This is a genomic window from Amycolatopsis saalfeldensis, assembly GCF_900110575.1.
Lineage (GTDB): Bacteria > Actinomycetota > Actinomycetes > Mycobacteriales > Pseudonocardiaceae > Amycolatopsis > Amycolatopsis saalfeldensis.
Window position 1 is genome coordinate 58,921 of sequence record NZ_FOEF01000028.1, and the last position, 20,135, is coordinate 79,055.

Annotated in this window: 2 protein-coding genes (1 of these 2 running past the window's edge); both read right to left on the bottom strand. The window is 71.2% G+C overall.

The window, feature by feature from the left end; all coding sequences use genetic code 11:
* A complete protein-coding gene (locus BMY97_RS40615) occupies positions 1-10,179 on the bottom strand; it encodes a type I polyketide synthase (RefSeq protein ID WP_425425404.1) in 10,179 nt (3,392 codons plus the stop codon).
* Positions 10,143-20,135, bottom strand: partial view of a type I polyketide synthase gene (locus tag BMY97_RS48880; protein ID WP_091628325.1) — the 3' portion only. It continues 912 nt past the right edge of the window; 9,993 of the gene's 10,905 nt are visible here — the last part of the coding sequence; its start codon lies off the right edge, out of view; the stop codon is at positions 10,143-10,145. Before BMY97_RS48880 ends, BMY97_RS40615 begins: the two co-directional genes overlap by 37 nt.

Sequence of the window (20,135 nt, forward strand, 5' to 3'; positions counted from 1 at the left end):
TCACAGCGTCAGCACCTCCATGTCTTCGTCGTCAGCGGTGTCGACGCCCGCAGCGATCACGCTCCTGACGGTGAGCTGCTGGCAGACGAGGTGGACGATCTCCTCCGCAGTGGCTCCACCGAACAGCTGATCCGGCGGGATATCGGCGCCGCAGTCCGCCTGCAGCTCGTTACGGAGCTGGACGGTCGTCAACGAATCCAGCCCCAGCTCGTTCAACCGCACCTGCCGGAAACGCGGCCGTAGTTCGGCGCGCGCCGCCGCGGAAATCCGCAACAGCAGCGCGACCCGGTCCAGCAGGCCGTCGAGCAACGTCTCCCGCGCCTCGGCCGGGTCCTCAAGCACCAGCCTGGTCAGCTCGTCCGGATCCCACTGCCGCAACGCGCCGGTCTCGTCGACTCCTTCTGTCACGAGGTCCTCTAGCAGCGTGTAGGCGCGGCGGTGCTGGACAGCCGCAGCGAACCTGCGCCAGTCCATCCTCGCGACGCCGACGTGTGGCGCGGTCCCGGCCATCAGCTCGCCGAGGACTTCCAGCGCATCGCCGGTCCGGATGGCGTCGACCCCCATGGCCGCCAGTCTGGCCAGCAGCTCGGGCTGCGCGGCCATCCCTGCTTGCCTCCACGGACCCCAGCTCACGCTCAGCGCGGGCAGGCCGCTGCGCCGCCGGTACAGCGCGAGGGCGTCGAGGAAGGAGTTGGCGGTGACGTAGTTCGCCTGCCCGGCGGAGCCCAGCAATGACCCCATGGCGGAGAACAGGACGAAGAAATCCAACTCGGCGCCGGCGAACGCCCGGTGCAGGTTCCAGGCTCCCCGCACCTTGGGATCCAGGACTGCGCTGAACCGGGGCCAGTCGAGGTCCTCCAGTGCTGCGTCGTCGAGCAGGCCGGCGGCGTGCACGATCCCGCGCAGCGGCGGCAGTCCCCGCTGCCCAACCTGACGGCAGATCCGTTCCACGGCGGCGGAATCCGCCACGTCCGCCTGAAGACCGGTCACCTCGATGTGTCGTTTTCGAAGATTCTCAAGGGCTTCCGGCTCCGGGTCGGGAATGGTGCGCCCTACCAGCAGGAGCGATCGGGCGCCATGGTCGGCGAGCCAGGCCGCGGTTGCCAAGCCGAGACCGCCGAATCCGCCGGTGACGAGGTAGGTGCCGTCCGGCCGGATCTGGAAGGCACCGGACGACACGTCGGCGATGTCGCGCTCTTCCAGCCGCGCCTCGAACCAACGGTCGCCGCGCACCGCCGCGTGACCGGCACCGACCAGCGCGGCCGCCCGGCCGAGCACCGACGGCAGGGACGGCACCGGGCCGGCCGGGTCCAGATCGATCTGGACGCATTTCAGGTCCGGGTACTCAGCGATCACGGTCTTGGCCGCCGCGGTCAACGCGGTCTGCGACAGGACCGGCCGCTCATCGGCAGGTGCCGCCGCCCCGGTCGAGCAGATGATGACATCGGGGCGATTCGCCGCACAGGTGCGGAGGAAGTTCTTCAGGACCAGGAAAGCCCTCCTCGCGGTTCGGTAGGTGTCGTCGACGGTCAGGTCGTCGTCGCCAGCAACCGCACCGACACCGGCGTGCAGCACCAGGCCCGCGAACCGTGCACCGCCCTCGGACATGCCCGCGAACAACCTCTCCACCTCGGACGCGTCGTCCAGGTCGACGAAGTCCGCGTTCGCGGCCGCTGCGATACCACTCCCATTCTGCCGGGCCGTGACGACGCGGATGCCCCCGTCGGCGATCTGCGCGCACCAGTCCGAGGGGATGTCCTCGCCGAGGCCGACCACGAGCCAGTTCTCGCCTGCCTGTACCCCGGGGACGGTGCTGCTGTCCGTCGCACGGCGCCAAACGGCTTCGTACCGGAGCGGCCGGCCGGCGTTGAGCCCGGCGATGGTGGCGACAGAAACGGGCCGCAGACGCAATCCTTCGATGGTCGCCAGCAGCCGTCCCGAATCGGCCAGTAGCTCCAGGTCCACCGCGCGGTCCCCGGACGGCTGCGGACCACGCCAACGCGCGTGGCACCACACCGTGGCAGGCAAGGTGTCATGAACGGTCACCCGATCGACGGCGGCAGGCAGCAAGAGCAGATCTTCGGTGTCCACGAATGCCGAAACGACGTGGAAGCACGCGTCGAGCAGCACCGGGTGAATCGCGTACCCGTCATCGCCCTTCGTGGTCTCATGCGCTTCCACGAGTCCCAACGCCTCGTCCCCGGCGTGCCAGAGTCGTCGGAGTACCCGGAAGACCGGGCCGTAGTGAATGCCCATCTTCGAGAAGCGCGGGTACAGCGTCCCGATTTCCCGTTCGCGCATCCGGCCGCGCAGGTCTTCGATCTCGCGGACTTCGGTCCCGACGGACGCGCCGGGAGTGGCGACCTCGATCGTCGCGTGCTCGGTCCAGGCCGTCTCGGCATCGCCTTGCCCACGGCTGTAACAGCTGACGCGGTACCCGTCATCCTCGGCCCGGACTACCGCCTGCGTGTTCACCGCCCCCTCGTCGGCGAGAGGCAGGAACTCGGCAAAGGTGATGTGGCGCAGCGTCCACGGCGCGGACGGCTGCCTCGCCGCAGAACGCGCGGCGGCGAGGGCCCATTCGATCATCGCCGCCGCGGGGAGCACCGCGGTATGGTGCAACCGATGTTGCGCAAGGAATGAGGGCTGTTCCGCGGTCACCGTCTGCTCGAACCATCGGGTGGCCGGGTCCGCGAGTTCCAGTGCGGCGCCCAAGAGCGGGTGCTCCCCTGTCCCCTGCCGTGTCCTCGACGCGGTGGGCCGCAGCCAGTACCGCTGGTGCTGAAAGGCGTAGGTCGGCAGCGGGACCCCGCATGCCCCGTGTCCGGCGAGGGCTTCGGTCCAGGCGGTCCGCCGCGCCCGATGGACGTGCAGTTCGGCCAGCGCGGTGAGCAGTTGCCGGACTTCCGGCCGGCCGCGGTGCAGCGCCGCCGCCACGAGCAACGGCGGATCCGCCGCTTCCGCGCCGAGGGTGGCGTGCGCGAACGCCGTGAGGGTGGCGTCCGGCCCCAGTTCCAGCAACGTGGTCACACCGGCCTCACGCAGGGACTCCAGGCCCTCACGGAAGCGGACAGTGCGCCGGATGTGGTCGGTCCAGTAGCCGGGAGAGCGGAGCTGGTCCTCGGTCGCCGGACGACCGGTCACGTTGGAGATGATCGGTACCTGCGGCGACCGGTAGTCGAGCCCGCCCGCGATGCGGCGGAACTCCTCCAGCACCGGCTGCATGCGCGCCGAGTGGAACGCGTGGCTGACGTCGAGCCGCTTGGTTTTCCGGCTCTGCTCGGCAAAGCAACGCACGATCTCGGCCACCGCGTCCTCGTCGCCCGAGACCACGGTCGACTCCGGGCTGTTGACCGCTGCGATGCCGACCCGGTCGCCGTACCCGTCGAGTGCCTCGGCCACCGCGGCTTCGCTGGCCTGGAGGGAAGCCATCGCGCCACCGGCGGGCAGGGCCTGCATGAGCCGTCCCCGGGCGGCCACCAGGGCACAGGCGTCTTCGAGCGTCAGCACCCCGGCGACGTGGGCGGCGACGAGTTCACCGACGGAGTGTCCGATCAGGTGGTCCGGAACGACGCCGAAGGACTCGACGAGTCTGAACATCGCCACCTCCAGCGCGAAGAGCGCCGGCTGGGCGTAGGCAGTGCGGCTGAGCAGTTCCTGGTCATCACCGAACACCACGGCGGCCAGTGGCCGATCGAGATTGCGGTCGAAGAACGCGCAGACCTCGTCGAAGGCGTTCGCGAAGCTGGGGAACGCGTCGTACAGGTCGCGCCCCATCGCCAGTCGTTGGCTGCCTTGCCCGGTGAAGAGGAAGGCCGTCCTGCCGCCGGTCGCTGTGGTTCCGCTTACGACACTCGGTGACGACCCTCCCCCAGCCAGCGCTTCGAGCCCGTCAAGGGCCTCCTGCCGGTCCTCAGCGATGACGACGGCGCGGTGGCCGAGCGCCGCTCGACCGGTCGCCAAGGAGTGCGCGACGTCGGCCGGGAGGTGGTCGGGATGGTCGAGGAGGTGCTCGCGCAAGCGCCGCGCCTGTGCTCTGAGGGCACCAGGGCTTACGGCGGAGATCGGCCAAGGCAGCACGGCGGGTTTCGCCGGCGTCGGCGGCGCGTGCTCGGTGTCCGCCGGTGGCGGAGCCTGCTCCAGAACGATGTGCGCGTTGGTGCCGCTGATCCCGAACGACGAGACCGCGGCACGTCGCGGGCGGCCGTTGTCGGGCCACGCGGTCGCCTCGGTCAGCACCGCTACCGAGGCCGCGGACCAGTCGACGTGTGCGGAGGGCTCGTCCACGTGCAGGGTCTTCGGCAGTACGCCGTTGCGCATGGCCATGACCACTTTGATCACACCGGCGACTCCCGCCGCCGCGGTGGTGTGGCCGATGTTGGACTTCACCGAGCCGATGAACAGCGGTCTGTCGTCCGGCCGGTCCTGCCCGTAGGTGGCGATCAGCGCCTGCGCTTCGATGGGGTCGCCCAGGGCCGTGCCCGTTCCGTGCGCTTCGACCGCGTCGACGTCGGCTGGTGAGAGGCCGGCGTTGGCGAGGGCGCGGCGGATGACCCGCTCTTGCGACGGGCCGTTCGGTGCGGTGAGACCGTTGCTTGCGCCATCCTGGTTGATCGCGGAGCCGCGGATGACCGCCAGGACCGGGTGACCGTTGCGGCGGGCCTCCGACAAGCGCTCGATCAGCACCATGCCCGCGCCCTCTGCCATGCCCATTCCGTCGGCGGCGGCCGAGAACGCCTTGCACCGCCCGTCCGGTGCGAGCACGCCCTGGCGGGAGAACTCGACGAACACTCCGGGACCCGGGATGACCATCACCCCGCCGGCCAGGGCCAGGGTGCTCTCGCCGCGGCGTACCGAGTCGGCAGCCAGATGCAACGCGACGAGGGACGACGAACACGCGGTGTCCACCGACACGGCGGGTCCTTCGAGCCCGAGGGAGTACGCCACCCGCCCGGAAGCGACGCTCGTGGTGTTTCCGGTGACGAGGTATCCCTCGACGTCACGCGGGGCCGCCGATAGCCCGGACCCGTACTCCTGGGCCTGGCAGCCGACGAACACGCCCGTCTGGCTTCCACGCAACGAGTGCGGGTCCACCCCGGCGTTCTCCAGGGTCTCCCAGGCGATCTCGAGCAGCACTCGCTGCTGCGGGTCCATGGCGAGCGCTTCGCGCGGGCTGATGCCGAAGAAAGGCGCGTCGAACCCGGCCGCGTCGTGCAGGAACCCGCCGTCGCGAACGTAAGTCGTGCCGGTGTGACCGGCGTCCGGGTGGTACAGCCGCTCGACATCCCAGCCGCGGTCGGCGGGAAAACCTGCCACCGCGTCGGTCTCCTGGCGCAGCAGTTCCCAGAGGTCGTCGGGCGAGCTGACGCCACCGGCGTAGCGGCACGCCATGCCGACGATGGCCAGCGGTTCGTCGTCGGCCGCGGGCACCGCGCCGGGTTGCGGCCGGTCGGCCGCCGTCCGCTTGGTGAACCTGGTGAGGAGGTGTCCGGCGATCGCGCGGGCGGTCGGGTGGTCGAAGACCAGCGTGGCGGGCAGCGTCAACCCGGTCGCCGCACCGATCCGGTTGCGCAGCTCCACCGCGGTCAACGAGTCGAAACCGAGTTCCTTGAAGGCACGGTCCGCGTCGATTCCGAGCAGGTCGCCGTGCCCGAGCACGGCTGCCGCCTGGCTGCAGACCAGGTCGCGCAGGGTCTGTTCCCGTTCCCGGGCCGGCAGCCTGGAGAGGCGGTCCGACCACGGCGAGGCCCCGTCCCGGTCGGGCTCCTCCACCGACGACGCCACCACCTGCCCGACGTCGGGCAGGTCGTCGAACAACGGGCGGGTTCTGGCTGAGGCGAACACGGGCAGGAAGCGGTCCCACTCGACGTCGGCGATCGCCACGCACGTCTCGTCGTAGTCCAGCGCCTGCCGCAGGCCCGTGACGGCCAGGTCCGGTGACATGAAACCGAGTCCTCGCCGGCGCAGCCGGGTGCTCTCCGCGGTGTCGCCCTGCTCTGTGTCGAAGACGTCCCAGATGCCCCAGGCGATCGAGGTCGCCGTCATCCCCCGGGCCCGGCGCCGCTGCGCCAGGGCGTCGAGGTGGGCGTTCGCTGCGGCGTAGGCGCCGTGATCGGCCACGCCCCATACCCCGGAGATCGACGAGAACAGCACGAACGCGTCCAGTGGCGTTCCGGCCAGCAGCGCGTCCAGATTGTCCGCTCCCTCGACCTTCGCGCGCAGCGTCGCGGAGTAGTCGTCCAGCGTCGATTCCCGCACCGGGCTCAACTCGGTATGAACCGCGAGGTGGAACACCTCCGTGAGCGGGTGGTCGGCCGGGATCGAGTCGAGGAGCGCGGCGAGGGCGTCGCGGTCGGAGACGTCGCACGCGGCAGTGGTGACTCGCGCACCGAACACGGTCAGCTCGGTTTCCAGTTCCTCCGCGCCCGGTGCGTCTCGTCCGCGTCTGCTGACGAGTAGGAGGTGCTCGGCACCGCCGCGGGCCAGCCAGCGGGCCACCCGGGCGCCGACCAGGCCGGTGGCACCCGTGACGAGCACCGTTCCCCGCAGGCGCCGGCTCCCGCGTTCCGGCCGCCCGGCGACCGGCGCGCGCTTCAGCCGCCGGACCAGCAGACCCGTGGGCCGGACCGCCACCTGGTCCTCACCACCTGGGTCGGCGAGCGTCGCCGCGAGCCGGGCTGCCGCATCGGCGTCCAGGGTGCCGGGCAGGTCGATCAAGCCTCCCCAGAACGACGGGTGCTCCAGGGCGATGACCCTGCCCAGCCCCCACGTCTGCGCCTGTGCGGGCCTGGGGCCGTCGTCGTGCTGGTTCACCGCGACGGCGCCGGCCGTGCCGAGCCACAGTGGCAGGTCGAAGTCGGCGTCGACCATTGCCTGCGCCAAGGCGAGGGAACCGGCCAGCCCCCGCGAGATCGCGCGGTGTTCGGGGTGCCCGCGCTCGTCCAGGCCGAGAAGCGACAGCACGCCGGTACAACCGGGTTCGGTGGCCGCCTTCCGGAGCCGATCCGCCAGTTCGGCGCGATCAGCGCGGCCAGCGTCGACCGGTAGCGGGACCACTCGCGCGCCGTGGCGCTCCAGTGCCCGCACGCACTCCTCGACCAGCCCGGTGTCGTGCCAGCCGTCCGGTGTCGCGACAATCCACGTGCCGTGCATCGCGGCCGCGCCGGTCATGGCGACCGGCTTCCAGTGAACCTGGTAACGCCACTCGTCCAGCCTCGCCTTTTCCTGGCTGCGCCGGTGCCACTGGGACAGCGCGGGCAGGACCGCGGAGAGCGCATCGCGGTCGCCGTCCTCGGCACCGAGCGTCGCCGCCAGCCCCGCCGCGTCCCCGGCGTCGACTGACGACCAGAACCGCTGCTGGTCTGGGGTGAGGCCGGACTCGGCAGTCGTCCCGGTCTCCGGTTGCCACCAGTAGCGCCGCCGCTGGAACGGGTAGGTCGGCAGGGCTACCCGTCGCCCCGCGGGCAGCGTGGTCCGCCAATCGACGGCGGCTCCCCGGGTGAACAGCTCGGCAGCCGAAACGAGCAGCCGTCCCATCTCGCCGTGATCACGCCGCAGTGTTCCGGTGACGATCGGCCGCGTGCCTTCCGCGGCGGACGCTTCGAACTCTTCCTCGATGCTGGTGGTCAGCACCGGATGGGGGCTGACCTCGACGAACGTGTGATGCCCGTTCGCCAGGAGCGTGCGCACCGCGTGGTCGAACCGGACGGTCCGGCGGAGGTTGCGGAACCAGTAACGGGCGTCGAGCGCCGTGGCGTCCAGCAGCCCGCCCGTGACCGTGGAGCAGAACGGGACTCGCGCGGGTCGCGGCCTGATCGAGGACAGCTCGGCGAGCAGCCGATCCTGAATGCCGTCGACGTGTCGCGAGTGGGAGGCGTAGTCCACCGCGATCCGGCGTACCCGCTCGCCGCGTTCCGCGCAGTCGCCGATGAACTCGTCGAGCGCCGCGACGTCACCCGAGACCACCGTCGTGGCAGGGCCGTTGACCGCGGCGACGGACAGGCTGTCAGCCCATCGCGCAAGGCGGGGTTCGACCTCGGTGACCGGGAGGGACACCGAGGCCATGCCGCCTGCACCGGCCAGACCGAGCAACGCTCTGCTGCGCAGCGCGACGACGCGCGTCGCGTCCTCCAGAGACAGCACTCCCGCCACACACGCGGCGGCGATCTCGCCCTGAGAGTGGCCGACCACCGCGTCTGGGTGGACACCGGCGGCCTGCCACATCCCGGCTAGGGACACCATCATGGCGAACAGTGCGGGTTGGACAATGTCCGGCCGTTCGAGTTCCGGCGCGCCGGGCGCACCGCGGAGAACGCCGACCAGCGACCAGTCCACGTACGGAGCGAGGGCGCTCGCGCACGCCGTCACCTTGTCCCGGAACACCTCCGAGGTGTCCAGCAGCTCCTGTGCCATCCCGCTCCACTGGGAGCCCTGCCCGGGGAACACGAACACCGTCTTGCCCGGGGTGACCGCGGTGTCGCGGATGACCTGGGACGACGGTTCGTCACGGGCCAGCGAGTCCAGCGCGGCCAGGAACTCGCCCCGGCCGCCTGTGACGAGGACGGCGCGATGGTCGTGGGTCGCGCGGGTGGTGAGCAATGAGGTGGCCACATCGGCGTCAGTCGCATCCGGGTAGGTCGTGAGCGCCTCGCGCAGCCGCACCGCCTGTGCCCGCAGCGCGGCGTCGTCCCTCGCAGACAGAACCCACGGCATCGCGGACGGCACGGCGAGCAGTCCAGCCTCGGACACCGACGAGGTGACTGGCGGCGCCTGCTCGAGGATGAGGTGACCGTTGGTGCCGCTGATGCCGAACGCCGAGACCGCGGCCCGGCGCGGCCTGCCGGTGTCGGGCCAGGGGGTTTGCCCGGTCAACAGCGCGACCGTGCCGGAGGACCAGTCGATGTGCGGTGTCGGCCGGTCCAGGTGGAGGGTCTTGGGCAGCAGGCCGTGACGCATCGCCATGACCATCTTGATGACGCCCGCCACCCCGGAGGCAGCCTGTGTGTGACCGATGTTGGACTTCAGCGACCCCAGCCAGACCGGCTGCTCGGCCGAGCGCTCCCGCCCGTAGGTGTTGAAGAGCGCCTGTGCTTCGATCGGGTCGCCGAGCGTCGTCCCGGTGCCGTGTGCCTCGACGGCGTCGACGAGGTCGGGGGTCAGCCGGGCGTTCGCCAGCGCCTCCCTGATGACCCGTTCCTGCGACGGTCCATTGGGCGCGGCGAGGCCGTTGCTGCCACCGTCCTGGTTGATCGCCGAGCCGCGGATGACCGCCAGGACGGGGTGCTCGTTGCGCTGCGCGTCCGACAGGCGTTCCAGGACGATCAGCGCGGCGCCTTCGCTCCACGAGGTCCCGTTCGCCGCCGCGGCGAACGGTTTGCACCGGCCGTCGGGGGCGAGGCCCCGCTGGCGGCTGAACTCCACGAAGCCCATGGGGGTGGACATCACGGTCACGCCACCGGCCAGCGCGAGGTCGCACTCTCCTCGGCGGAGCGATTGGGCCGCCAGGTGGAGTGCCACCAGGGACGACGAGCAGGCCGTGTCGATGGTGACCGCCGGCCCTTCCAGGCCGAGTGCGTAGGCGACCCGGCCGGACACGACGCTGCCCGAGTTCCCGGTGACCCGGTAGCCCTCGATGTCCGGGGAGCCTTCTCCGATGCGGGTCAGATAGTCCTGCGACACCACGCCCGTGAACACGCCGGTCTTGCTCTCTCGCAGCTGCGCGGCGTCGAAGCCCGCTCGTTCGACCGCCTCCCAGGCGACTTCGAGCAGGACCCGTTGCTGCGGGTCCATCGCGGACGCTTCCCGCGGCGAGATGCCGAAGAACGGAGCGTCGAAGTCGGTGGCGTCGCGGAGGAAGCCGCCTTCGCGGACGTATGACTTGCCCGACCGCTCCGGGTCCGGGTCGTAGAGGCCGTCGACGTCCCAGCCGCGGTCGGTCGGGAACGCGGAGATCGCGTCGGTACCTTCGGCGAGCAGGTGCCACAGGTCGTCGGCGGACTCCACCCCACCGGGGAAGCGGCAGCCGACGGCCACCACGGCGATGGGCTCGTTCGCGGCGGACTCCGCCTTGGACAGCAGCTCGCGGGCCTGACGCAGGTCGGCCGTCGCACGCCTGAGGTAGCTACGCAGATTCTCTTCGTTCGTCATTGTGCTCCGCCCAGTCGGGATTGCCGTACCGATCCGTTCGAGTGCACGGGCCCGCGCCCGGCGACTCCGTTGTCGAGTTCCTCGAAGAGCTCCTCGTCGCTCGCAGACTCCAGATCCGCGTGCGGTACTCCGTCGCCCCCGCCGGTCCTCCGGTGGCCTTCGAGCTTCCACAGCAGGTCCTTGACACGGTCGGTGATCCGCGCCAGTCGCTCGTCGTCCTCGGCGATCTCCGGGACCGCGGCCGCCACGGCGTCCAGTTCGGCCGCGAAGTCCGCGGCCGGCGCGGGCGCTGCCAGGAACAGGTGTTCTTGCAAGTGGCGGGCGAGGGCGACCGGGGTGGGATGGTCGAACGCGAGCGTGCTGGGCAGCCGGAGACCCGTTGCGGCGGCGAGCCGGTTCCGCAGTTCGATGGTGGACAGGGAGTCGAAGCCGAGGCCTTTGAACGCCTGGTCCGGCGGGATGCCGCCAGGCCCGCCGTGGCCAAGCACGGTGGCCGCGGTCGCTCGGACCAGGTCGACCAGCGCGCGTTGGCGCTCCGGTTCCGGGAGTGCCGTCAGGCGCTCCACCGTCGAGCCGGATTCGTCCACTGTCGCGGCGCGTGTGGTAACCGCGCCGACCAGCCTGAGCAAGACCGGTGGCAGGGATCCGGCCCTGGCCCGTGCACGCAGGGCCGCCATGTCCAGGCGGGCCGGTACGACGACCGCATGCTCGGTGGCTCTCGCGGAGTCGAACATGGCCATGCCCTGGTCGTCGCTGATCGGAACGATGCCGCCGCGCGCCAAGCGTGCCCGGTCGGCGACGGTCAGGTGCCCGGTCATGCCCGTGGCCCGCTGCCAGTACCCCCAGTTCAGGCTCGTGCCGGGTAACCCGAGGGCACGACGGTGGCGGGCCAGGGTGTCGAGGAAGGTGTTCGCGGCGGCGTAGTTCGCCTGCCCGGGCGTTCCGACAGTCCCGGTCAGGGAGGAGAACAGCACGAAGAAGGCGAGGTCCGCGTGACCGGTGAGTTCGTGTAGATGCCAGGCAGCATCGACCTTGGGGGCAAGCACGCGGTGCACCTGCGCGGGGGTCATAGCGGTGACGGTGGCGTCGTCGAGCAGGCCGGCCGCGTGCACGACGGCCGTGAGCGGGTGTTCACGGGGCACGGAGGCGAGCAGGGCGGCCACCGCGTTCCGGTCAGCCGCGTCGCACGCGGCAACGGTGACCGTCGCGCCGAGGTCTGTCAGCTCGGCCGACAGACGGGCGGCGTCCGGGGTGCCGAGGCCACGACGGCTGGTCAGCAGGACGTGCCTGGCACCGTGCTGGGTCACGAGGTGGCGAGCGGTGAGCGCGCCCAGGCTTCCGGTGCCCCCCGTGACGAGCACGGTCCCGTCAGGGTCGAGCGGAGCGGGCAGAGTGAGCACGATCTTGCCGGTGTGCCGCGCCTGGCTGAGGTGTCGCAGCGCATCCGGCGCGTTCCGGATGTCGAACGCCGTTACCGTCAACGGCCGGAGCGCTCCCCGCTCGAACAGACCGGCCAGCTCAGACAGCATCCGCGCCAGTTCGTCGGTGCCGGCGTCCATCAGGTCGAACGCCCGGTAGGCGACGCGGGGATGGGCGGCGACGACCTCCTCGGGGCCGCGGATGTCGGTTTTGCCCATCTCGACGAACCGGCCGCCCTCTCCGAGCAGTCGCAGGGAGGCGTCGACGAACTCGCCGGCCAGCGAGTTGAGCACCACGTCGACGTCGCCGCAGACTCGCCGGAACCGGTCTTCGAAGTCGAGCGACCGGGAGGAGGCGATGTGCGCGTCGTCGAGACCGGCCGCGCGCAGCGTGTCCCACTTGGGCGGGCTCGCCGTCGCGAAGACCTCGGCGCCCCAATACCGCGCCAGCTGCAACGCGGCCGTCCCGACACCACCGGTCGCCGCGTGTAGCAACAGGCGGTCTCCGGGCCGGAGCCCGGCCAGGTTCTTCAGGCCGTGGTAGGCAGTCAGGAAAGCGATCGGCACCGTCGCGGCGTCAGCGAAGCTCCACTCCGTGGGCATGCGGACCAGCAGACGGTGATCGGTAGTCGCGACGGGCCCGGCCCCCGTCTCCAGCATCCCCAGGACGCGGTCACCCGGTGTGAGCCCGCAGACGTCGGGCGCCACCTCCAGCACGACTCCCGCGCCTTCACCGCCCGGTGGGCGGTCGTCGTCCACCATTCCCAGCGCCACGACGACGTCGCGGAAGTTGACCCCGACCGCGCGGACCCCTACCCGCACCTCGCCCGGTCCGAGCGGCCGGTCGAGCTCGGGGTGCGCGACGAGTTCCAGGCCGTCCAGGCTGCCCGGCGACGTGATGTCAAGCCGCCACGGCACCCGCTCGTCTGGGCCGACCAGGGAGGTGCCGCCGCCCGCGCGCACGAGCCGGGGCGCGAAGGCCGAGCCATCGCGCAGGGCCAATTCCGGTTGGCCGGAATCGACCGCGCCGGGGACCGCGCATCGCGACGCGACGCTGTCGTCGAGATCCAGCAAGACGATCCGGGCCGGGTTCTCGGCCTGCGCCGTCCGGACCGCACCCCACACCGGTGCGGTGACGAGGTCGCCGATCCGCTCACCGGCACGGGCGGTGACGGCGTGCCGGGTGAGGACGACCAGCCGCGATCGCGCGAACCTGTCGTCGGCAAGCCAATCCTGCAGCACGCACAGGACCCGTTCGACCGCCAGGTGTGCGGCCGATTCCGTTGACCCGGCAGGGGTTTCGCACCCGAACACGACCGTCTCCGGGCACACGTCGCCGTCGGTGAGCGCGTCGGCCAGCGCCGCCAGATCCGGGTGCGGGAGCACCGTGACGCCTGCGTCGGCGAGGTCGTCGACGAGGCCGGCCGAGGTGAACCCCAACACCGCCCACGGCTGCCCTGACCGGCCGGCCGGCACCGGCAGAGGCTCGGGGACCCAGTCGAGGAGGAACAACCAGTCGGCGCGGCCGGCACCGGCGGCGCCCAACCGGGTCGGGTCGACGGCCTTCGTCGTGAGCGAATCGACAGTCAGGATCGTCCGGCCGGACGAGTCGCCGAGGGTCAGCGCCACCTCGTCGCGTCCCTTGGGGCGGACCCGGACGCGAAGCCGCCGGGCGCCGGTGGCGTGCACGGTGACACCGGTCCAGGAGAACGGCAACGCGATTCCGCCGTCGTTCTCCGATTCCCCGCCGCCGAGGACGGCGGGGACACCCAGCGCGTGGAGTGCGGCGTCCAGCGCGGCCGGGTGGACGGCGAAGGCACTCGCGTCGACGTGTTCGGGCAGCTCCACCTCGGCGTAGATCTCGTCGCCGTGCCGCCACGCGGCGCGGAGTCCCCGGAACGCCGGGCCGTACCGGTAGCCGCGATCGGCCACCAGGTCGTAGTAGTCGCTCACATCGACCGGGGTGGCGTCGGCGGGAACGACGCAGTCGTGGTCTCCCGCGTCGCGATCGAGCTGTCCGAGGAGGCCGGTGGCGTGCCGCGTCCATGTGGCCTGGTCGGAGTCTTCGCCGTCCGGACGGGAGTGGACACTGATGCCCCGGTGGCCGGAGTCGTCCGGTGCGGTCACGATCACCTGGAGCTGAACCGCCACGGCGTCCGGTAGGACGAGCGGGGCTTCGAGGGTGAGTTCGAGGACGGCGGAGCAATCGACCCGGGAACCGGCGTACACCGCGAGTTCGACGAACGCGGCGCCCGGCAGCAACACGGTATCCGCCACGGCGTGGTCCGCGAGCCACGGGAAGCCGGCGAGCGACAGCCTGCCGGTCAGCACCAGCTGGCCGCCATCCGCCACTGCCACCTCGGCTCCGAGCAGCGGGTGTGTCGCGGTGGCGAGCCCCGCGGCGCCGACGTTCCCGGTCAGCCGGCCGTCCAGCCAAAAGTGCTCGCGCTGGAAGGGGTACGTCGGCAGGTCCACCCGCTGGGTGCCGGCGTCGAACAGCGTGGGCCAGTTCACCGGAATGCCGCGTACGTGGACCTCGGCGACCGAGGTCAGGAATCGTTTGAGACCACCGCGCCCGCGGCGCAGAGTTCCGGTGACGACGACGTCGCGGGCGCGGTCATCGGCGTGGTTCTCCGCTGTCTGTTCGACGGCCGCGGCGAGCACCGGGTGCGCACTGCACTCGATGAAGACGCCGTGCCCATCGTCAAGCAACCTGCTCACGGCATGTTCGAAGTGGACGGGGCGCCGCAGGTTCTCGTACCAGTAGGCGGCGTCGAGGCCGGTCGTCTCGACCGGCCCGCCGGTGACGGTGGAGCAAAACGTGGCGGTGCCCGCGTGCGGGTTCGTCGCGGCGAGTTCCGACAGCAGTTCCGCCCGGATCTCCTCGACGTGGCGCGAGTGTGACGCGTAGTCGACGGGTATCAGCCGACCGCGCACATCGCGTCGGTCGCAGTCCGCCACGAGTTCGGCGATCGCATCCGGGTCGCCCGAAACCACGGTGGACGACGGCCCGTTCACCGCCGCCACGGACAGCCGGTCGCCCCACTCGGAGATGAGGCTCGCTGTCTCGTCGGCCGGCAGCGCGACGGCGGCCATCCCGCCCTCGCCCGCGATGCGCAGAAGCGCCCTGCTGCGCATCGCGCTGATCCGCGCGGCGTCCTCCAACGTCAGCGCTCCGGCCACGTAGGCGGCCGCGATCTCGCCCTGCGAGTGTCCGACCACGGCGTCGGGCTCCACTCCCAGGGAACGCCACAACCCGGCGAGCGAGACCATCGTGGCGAACAGCGCCGGCTGGACGACGTCCACCCGCTCCAGCGAAGGCGCGTCCGGTGCGCCGCGGAGCACGTCCTGCAGGGACCACGGCACGTGCGGTGCGAGCGCGTCCGCGCACGCGTCGATGTGCTCCCGGAACACTGTGCTGGTTTCGAGTAGTTCGCGGGCCATTCCCTCCCACTGCGATCCCTGTCCTGGGAACACGAAGACCGTCTTGCCCGGTATGGCCGCGATTCCGCGCACGACGTCGTCGTGCGGTGCCTTGCGCGCGAGGGCATCCAAGGCGGTCATGAACTCCGCACGGGTCCGTGCCGTGATCACGGCACGGTGGTCGAACGTCGCCCTGCCTGCGGCCAGTGAGTACCCCACTTCGGCGGGCGTGGGTTCGGGCGTCCCGTCCAGGAAGGAGACGAGTTGGGCCGCGTGCGCGTTCAGCGCCGTGTCGTTCCCGGCGGAGAGTACCCAGGGGCAGAACTGCCGCTCCACTGTCGGTGCGGCGGTCGCGGGCTTCCAGGGCGGCGCTTGTTCGAGAACAACGTGGGCGTTCGTGCCGCTCATGCCGAACGACGACACCGCCGCACGGCGCGGCGCGCCGGTCTCCCGCCACGGCACGGGTTCGGTCAGCAGCGATACGGCGCACGATTTCCAGTCCACCCGGGGCGAGGGCTCGTCGACGTGGAGAGTCTTCGGCATCAGCCCTCGCCGGATGGCCTCCACCATCTTGATGACCCCGCCGACACCGGCGGCGGCCTGGGTGTGGCCGATGTTCGACTTCAGCGAACCCAGCCACAGCGGCCGGTCGGTGGTGTGCTGCGCGCCGTAGGTGGCGATCAGCGCCTGCGCCTCGATCGGGTCTCCCAGCATCGTGCCAGTGCCGTGCGCCTCCACGAGGTCGACCTCGGCGGGCACGACGCCGGCGTTGGCGAGGGCCTGCCGGATCACGCGTTGCTGCGCGGGCCCGTTGGGGGCGGTCAAGCCGTTGGACGCGCCGTCCTGGTTGACCGCCGACCCGCGCAGCAGGGCCAGTACCCGGTGGTTGTTGCGCTGCGCGTCCGACAGCCGCTCCAGCAGGAGCAGGCCGATCCCCTCGCCCCACCCCGTGCCGTCGGCACCGCCGGCGAAAGCCTTGCACCGGCCGTCCGGCGACAGCCCGCGCTGCCTGCTGAACTCGATGAACGAAGCCGGACTGGACATCACGCTCACCCCGCCGGTCAGGACGAGGTCCGTTTCGCCGCTGCGCAGTGCCTGGCCGGCCAGGTGGATCGCCACCAGCGAAGAGGAACAGGCGGTGTCGACGGTGACCGCCGGCCCCCGGAGGCCGAACGTGTACGAGACCCTTCCGGACGCGACGCTCGTGGTGTTGCCCGCGAGCAGGTAGCCCTCAAGGTCGCCCGGGGCGTCGTAGCGCGCGTAGTGGTTGTCGATGACGCCGGTGAATACTCCCGTATTGGTGTCACGAACCGAGGTGGGGTCAATGCCCGCGTGTTCGAAGGTCTCCCAGGCGACTTCGAGCAGTAGTCGTTGCTGGGGGTCCATGGCCTTGGCCTCGCGTGGCGAGACCCGGAAGAAGGCCGCGTCGAACTGCCCGGCGTCGTGGAGGAAGCCGCCTTCCCGCGTGTAGGTCTTGCCCGGCTGCTCGGGATCCGGGTCGTAGAGGCCGTCGACGTCCCAGCCGCGGTCGGCCGGGAACCCGGAGATCGCGTCCCGGCCGCTGGCGACCAGGTCCCACAGGTCTGCCGGCGAGCGCACGTCGCCGGGGTAGCGGCACGCCATGGCCACGATCGCGATCGGTTCGTCGCCGGCCGACGCGGTCTTGGCGGGCGCCTGCTCGGAATCGGGCCCGCCGAACATCTCGCCCGCGAGGTGCCGAATCATCTCGCGGATCGTCGGTCGGTCGAAGACCAGGGTGGTCGGGAGGGCCAAGCCGGTGGCGGCAGCCAGCCGGTTGCGGATCTCCACGGCGGCGAGCGAATCGACACCGAGTTCGCGCAGCGGCCGTTCGACATCGACTCCGTCGGCCACGGGGTGGCCGAGCACGGCGGCCACGTGGGCGCGAACCAGGTCGGTCAGGCGCTCGTTCCGCTCGGCCTCCGGGAGTCCGGCCAACCGCCGCGCCGGCGACGGGCCTGCCTCGGGCGGGCCGGAAAGGTCCGGGGTGAGCGATGCCAGGACCGCCGGCAGCGTCCCAGCCCCGGCGCGCTCCCTCAGTGCCGCCTCATTCAGCCGCGCGGGTACCAACACCGGGCTCTTCGAGGTCAGTGCGGCGTCGAATAGCTTCAGCGCGGTATCCACCGGCAGCCGGTCGAGGCCGGCTTGTTCCCAGTGCCCCCACGCGATGCCGGTGGCGGGCAGGCCGACCGCACGGCGGTACACCGCCAGGGTGTCGAGGAAGCCGTTCGCCGCCGCGTACGCGCCCTGCCCCGGCGTGCCGACGGCAGCCGCGACGGACGAGCACAGCACGAACGCCGACAGGTCCATGCCGCTGGTGAGCTCATGCAAGTACCAGGCGGCGTCCACCTTGGGCCGGAGAACAGCATCGAGCCGCTCAGGACTCACGTGCTGGACGACACCGTCGTCCAGCACGCTCGCGGCGTGCACAACCGCCGTCAGCGGGTGTTCGGGTGGAACGGCTGCCAGCAGGTCGGCCACGGCCTTCCGGTCGGCGACGTCGCAGGCCGCCGATGTCACGTGTGCGCCCAGGCCGGTGAGTTCCGCCGCCAACTCGGCGTCCCGTCCCTTCCGGCTGGCAAGAAGCAGGTGTCGCACCCCGTGCTCGTCGACCAAGTGGCGCGCCAGCAACCGGCCCAGGGCGCCCGTGGCCCCGGTGATCAGGACGGTGCCCGCGGTGTCGAGGACGGGCGCGTCGTCCGTCGCGTCGTCCTCCTGTTCGAGTCGCGGCACGAACAGGGTGCCCGCGCGTACGGCCGACTGCGCTTCCCCCGAGGCCACTACGCCCCGGATCACGGGAGCGAACGCCTCGGGCGCATCGACGTCCACGAGCACGATTCGACCCGGGTGCTCGGACTGGGCGCTGCGCACCAATCCCCACACCGGGGCGCACGCGAGGTCGTGGACATGCCCGGTCGCACCGGTCGCGCCCCGGGTCACCACCACCAGGCGCGAGTTCTCGAACCGGTCCTCCTGGAGCCACGCCCGCACCAGTGCGAGCATGGCCTTGGCGTGCTCGTGGGCCGCCCGTGCCGGGTCGGCCCCAGCGTTCGCGAAGACGGGTAACACCACGACATCGGGTACCTCCGCCCCGTGGGAGACGGCCTCTTGCAACGCCGCCAGGTCTCGGTGGCGTTCGGCACCGTCGATCAGCAGAATGCCGTCGTCCGCGGGGCCTAAGAGCACCCAGTGCCCGTCGGGAGACGCCTGCTGGACGTCCTTCGGCAGCCACTTGATCGTGAGCAGCGAGCTGTCGTCAGCGGCCGCACGGCCGGCGGTTCTCGCGAACGGCTGGTCGAACCAATGGCGCTGCCGTTGGAACGGGTAGGTGGGCAGCTCGACACGACGACCTTGTCCTTCGAAGAAGGCGGTCCAGTCGACGTCGACGCCGAGCACGTGGGCACCTGTCAGCGCCCTCGTCACGCTGAGGGATTCCCGGCTGTCGGAGCGGATCGCGGCGATGACGGCGCGGTCGGTCGAATCCACCAGGCTCTGGCGAGTCATCCCGGCGAGCACGGCTGCCGGCCCGATCTCCAGGTAGGTGTCGACACCCGCCGACTCCAGGGCCTGGATGCCCTGGTGGAACAGGACGGTTCCCCTGATCTGCCGGACCCAGTACTCCGGCGATTGCAGCAGTCCGGGTTCGGCGAGCTTCCCGGTCGCGTTCGAGGCCAGGGGGATCCGGGCCGGATGCAGAGTCACCTGCTCCGCGACGCGGCGGAACTCGTCGAGCACCTGTTCGGTGTGCCGGGAGTGGAAGGCGTGGCGAACCGGCAACCGCTTGGTCTTGCGGCCTTGGTCGGCGTAGGCCCGCGCGAACTCGATCACGTGTTCCCGGTCGCCTGACACAACGGTCTCGCGAGGTCCGTTGACGGCGGCGATGTCCACGAGCGCGCCACTCTTGCCGGCCAGGTGGGCGAGGACTTCGTCCGCACCGGCTTCGATGGACGCCATCGCCCCGTCCGGCAGGGACTGCATGAGCCGGCCGCGGGCCGAGACCAGCGCGCACGCGTCCCGTACGTCGAACACACCGGCCAGGTGAGCGGCGATGAGCTCGCCGATGGAGTGCCCGATGAGGTAGCCGGGCCGCAAGCCCCACCGCTGGAGCAGGCGGAACAACGCCACCTCGAAGGCGAAGAGCGCGGGTTGGGCATAGGCCGTGTGATCGAGCAGTGCGGCGTCGGCGGAACCCGGGGCCGCGAACATCACCTGCGCCAGCGGCCGGTCGAGGTGTTCGTCGAGATGACGGCAGATCTTGTCAAGGGCCGCGGCGAACACCGGGAACTCGCCGTACAACTGCTTGCCCATCTCGGGACGCTGTGCGCCTTGTCCGGTGAGCAGGAATGCCATCGTGCGGGACCTCGCCCTGGTGGGCTCGACAACGTGCGGTCCCGGCTCCGCCGCGACCAGTGCGCGAAGTCCGGCCCAGAAGTCGTCGGCGTCGGCGGCGACAACCGCGGCGCGGTGGCCGAAGGCGTGCCGGGTGGTCGCCAGAGACGCCCCGATGTCGGCAGCGGTGTAGTCCGGGCGCCTTTCGACGTGCTCGAGGACTCGCCGGGCCTGGTCGCGCAGGGCATGCTCGTCCTGGGCCGACAGGATCCACGGCACGGCGGAGAGCGGCGAGGACTCGACGACCTCCGGGGTACCCGGTGGCTCCTGTTCGAGGATGAGATGTGCGTTGGTACCACTGATCCCGAACGACGAGACTGCGGCCCGGCGTGGTCGTGCCCGTTGCGGCCACGGCACCGCGTCGGTGAGCAGCGACACCGCGCCGGCCGACCAGTCGACCTGCGGTGTCCGCTCCTCGACGTGAAGCGTCTTCGGCATCAGTCCGTGCCGCATCGCCATGACCATCTTGATGACGCCCGCTACCCCTGCCGCCGATGCGGTGTGGCCGAGGTTGGACTTCACCGAACCGAGCCACAACGGCTGGTCGGCCGGGCGGTTCCGGCCGTACGTGGCCAGGACGGCCTGAGCCTCGATCGGGTCCCCGAGGGCGGTTCCCGTGCCATGCGCTTCGACGATGTCGACGTCGGACGGGGTGAGCCGGGCGGTGGCCAGCGCCCGGCGGATGACCCGTTCCTGCGCGGGGCCGTTCGGCGCGGTGAGCCCGTTGCTGGCACCGTCCTG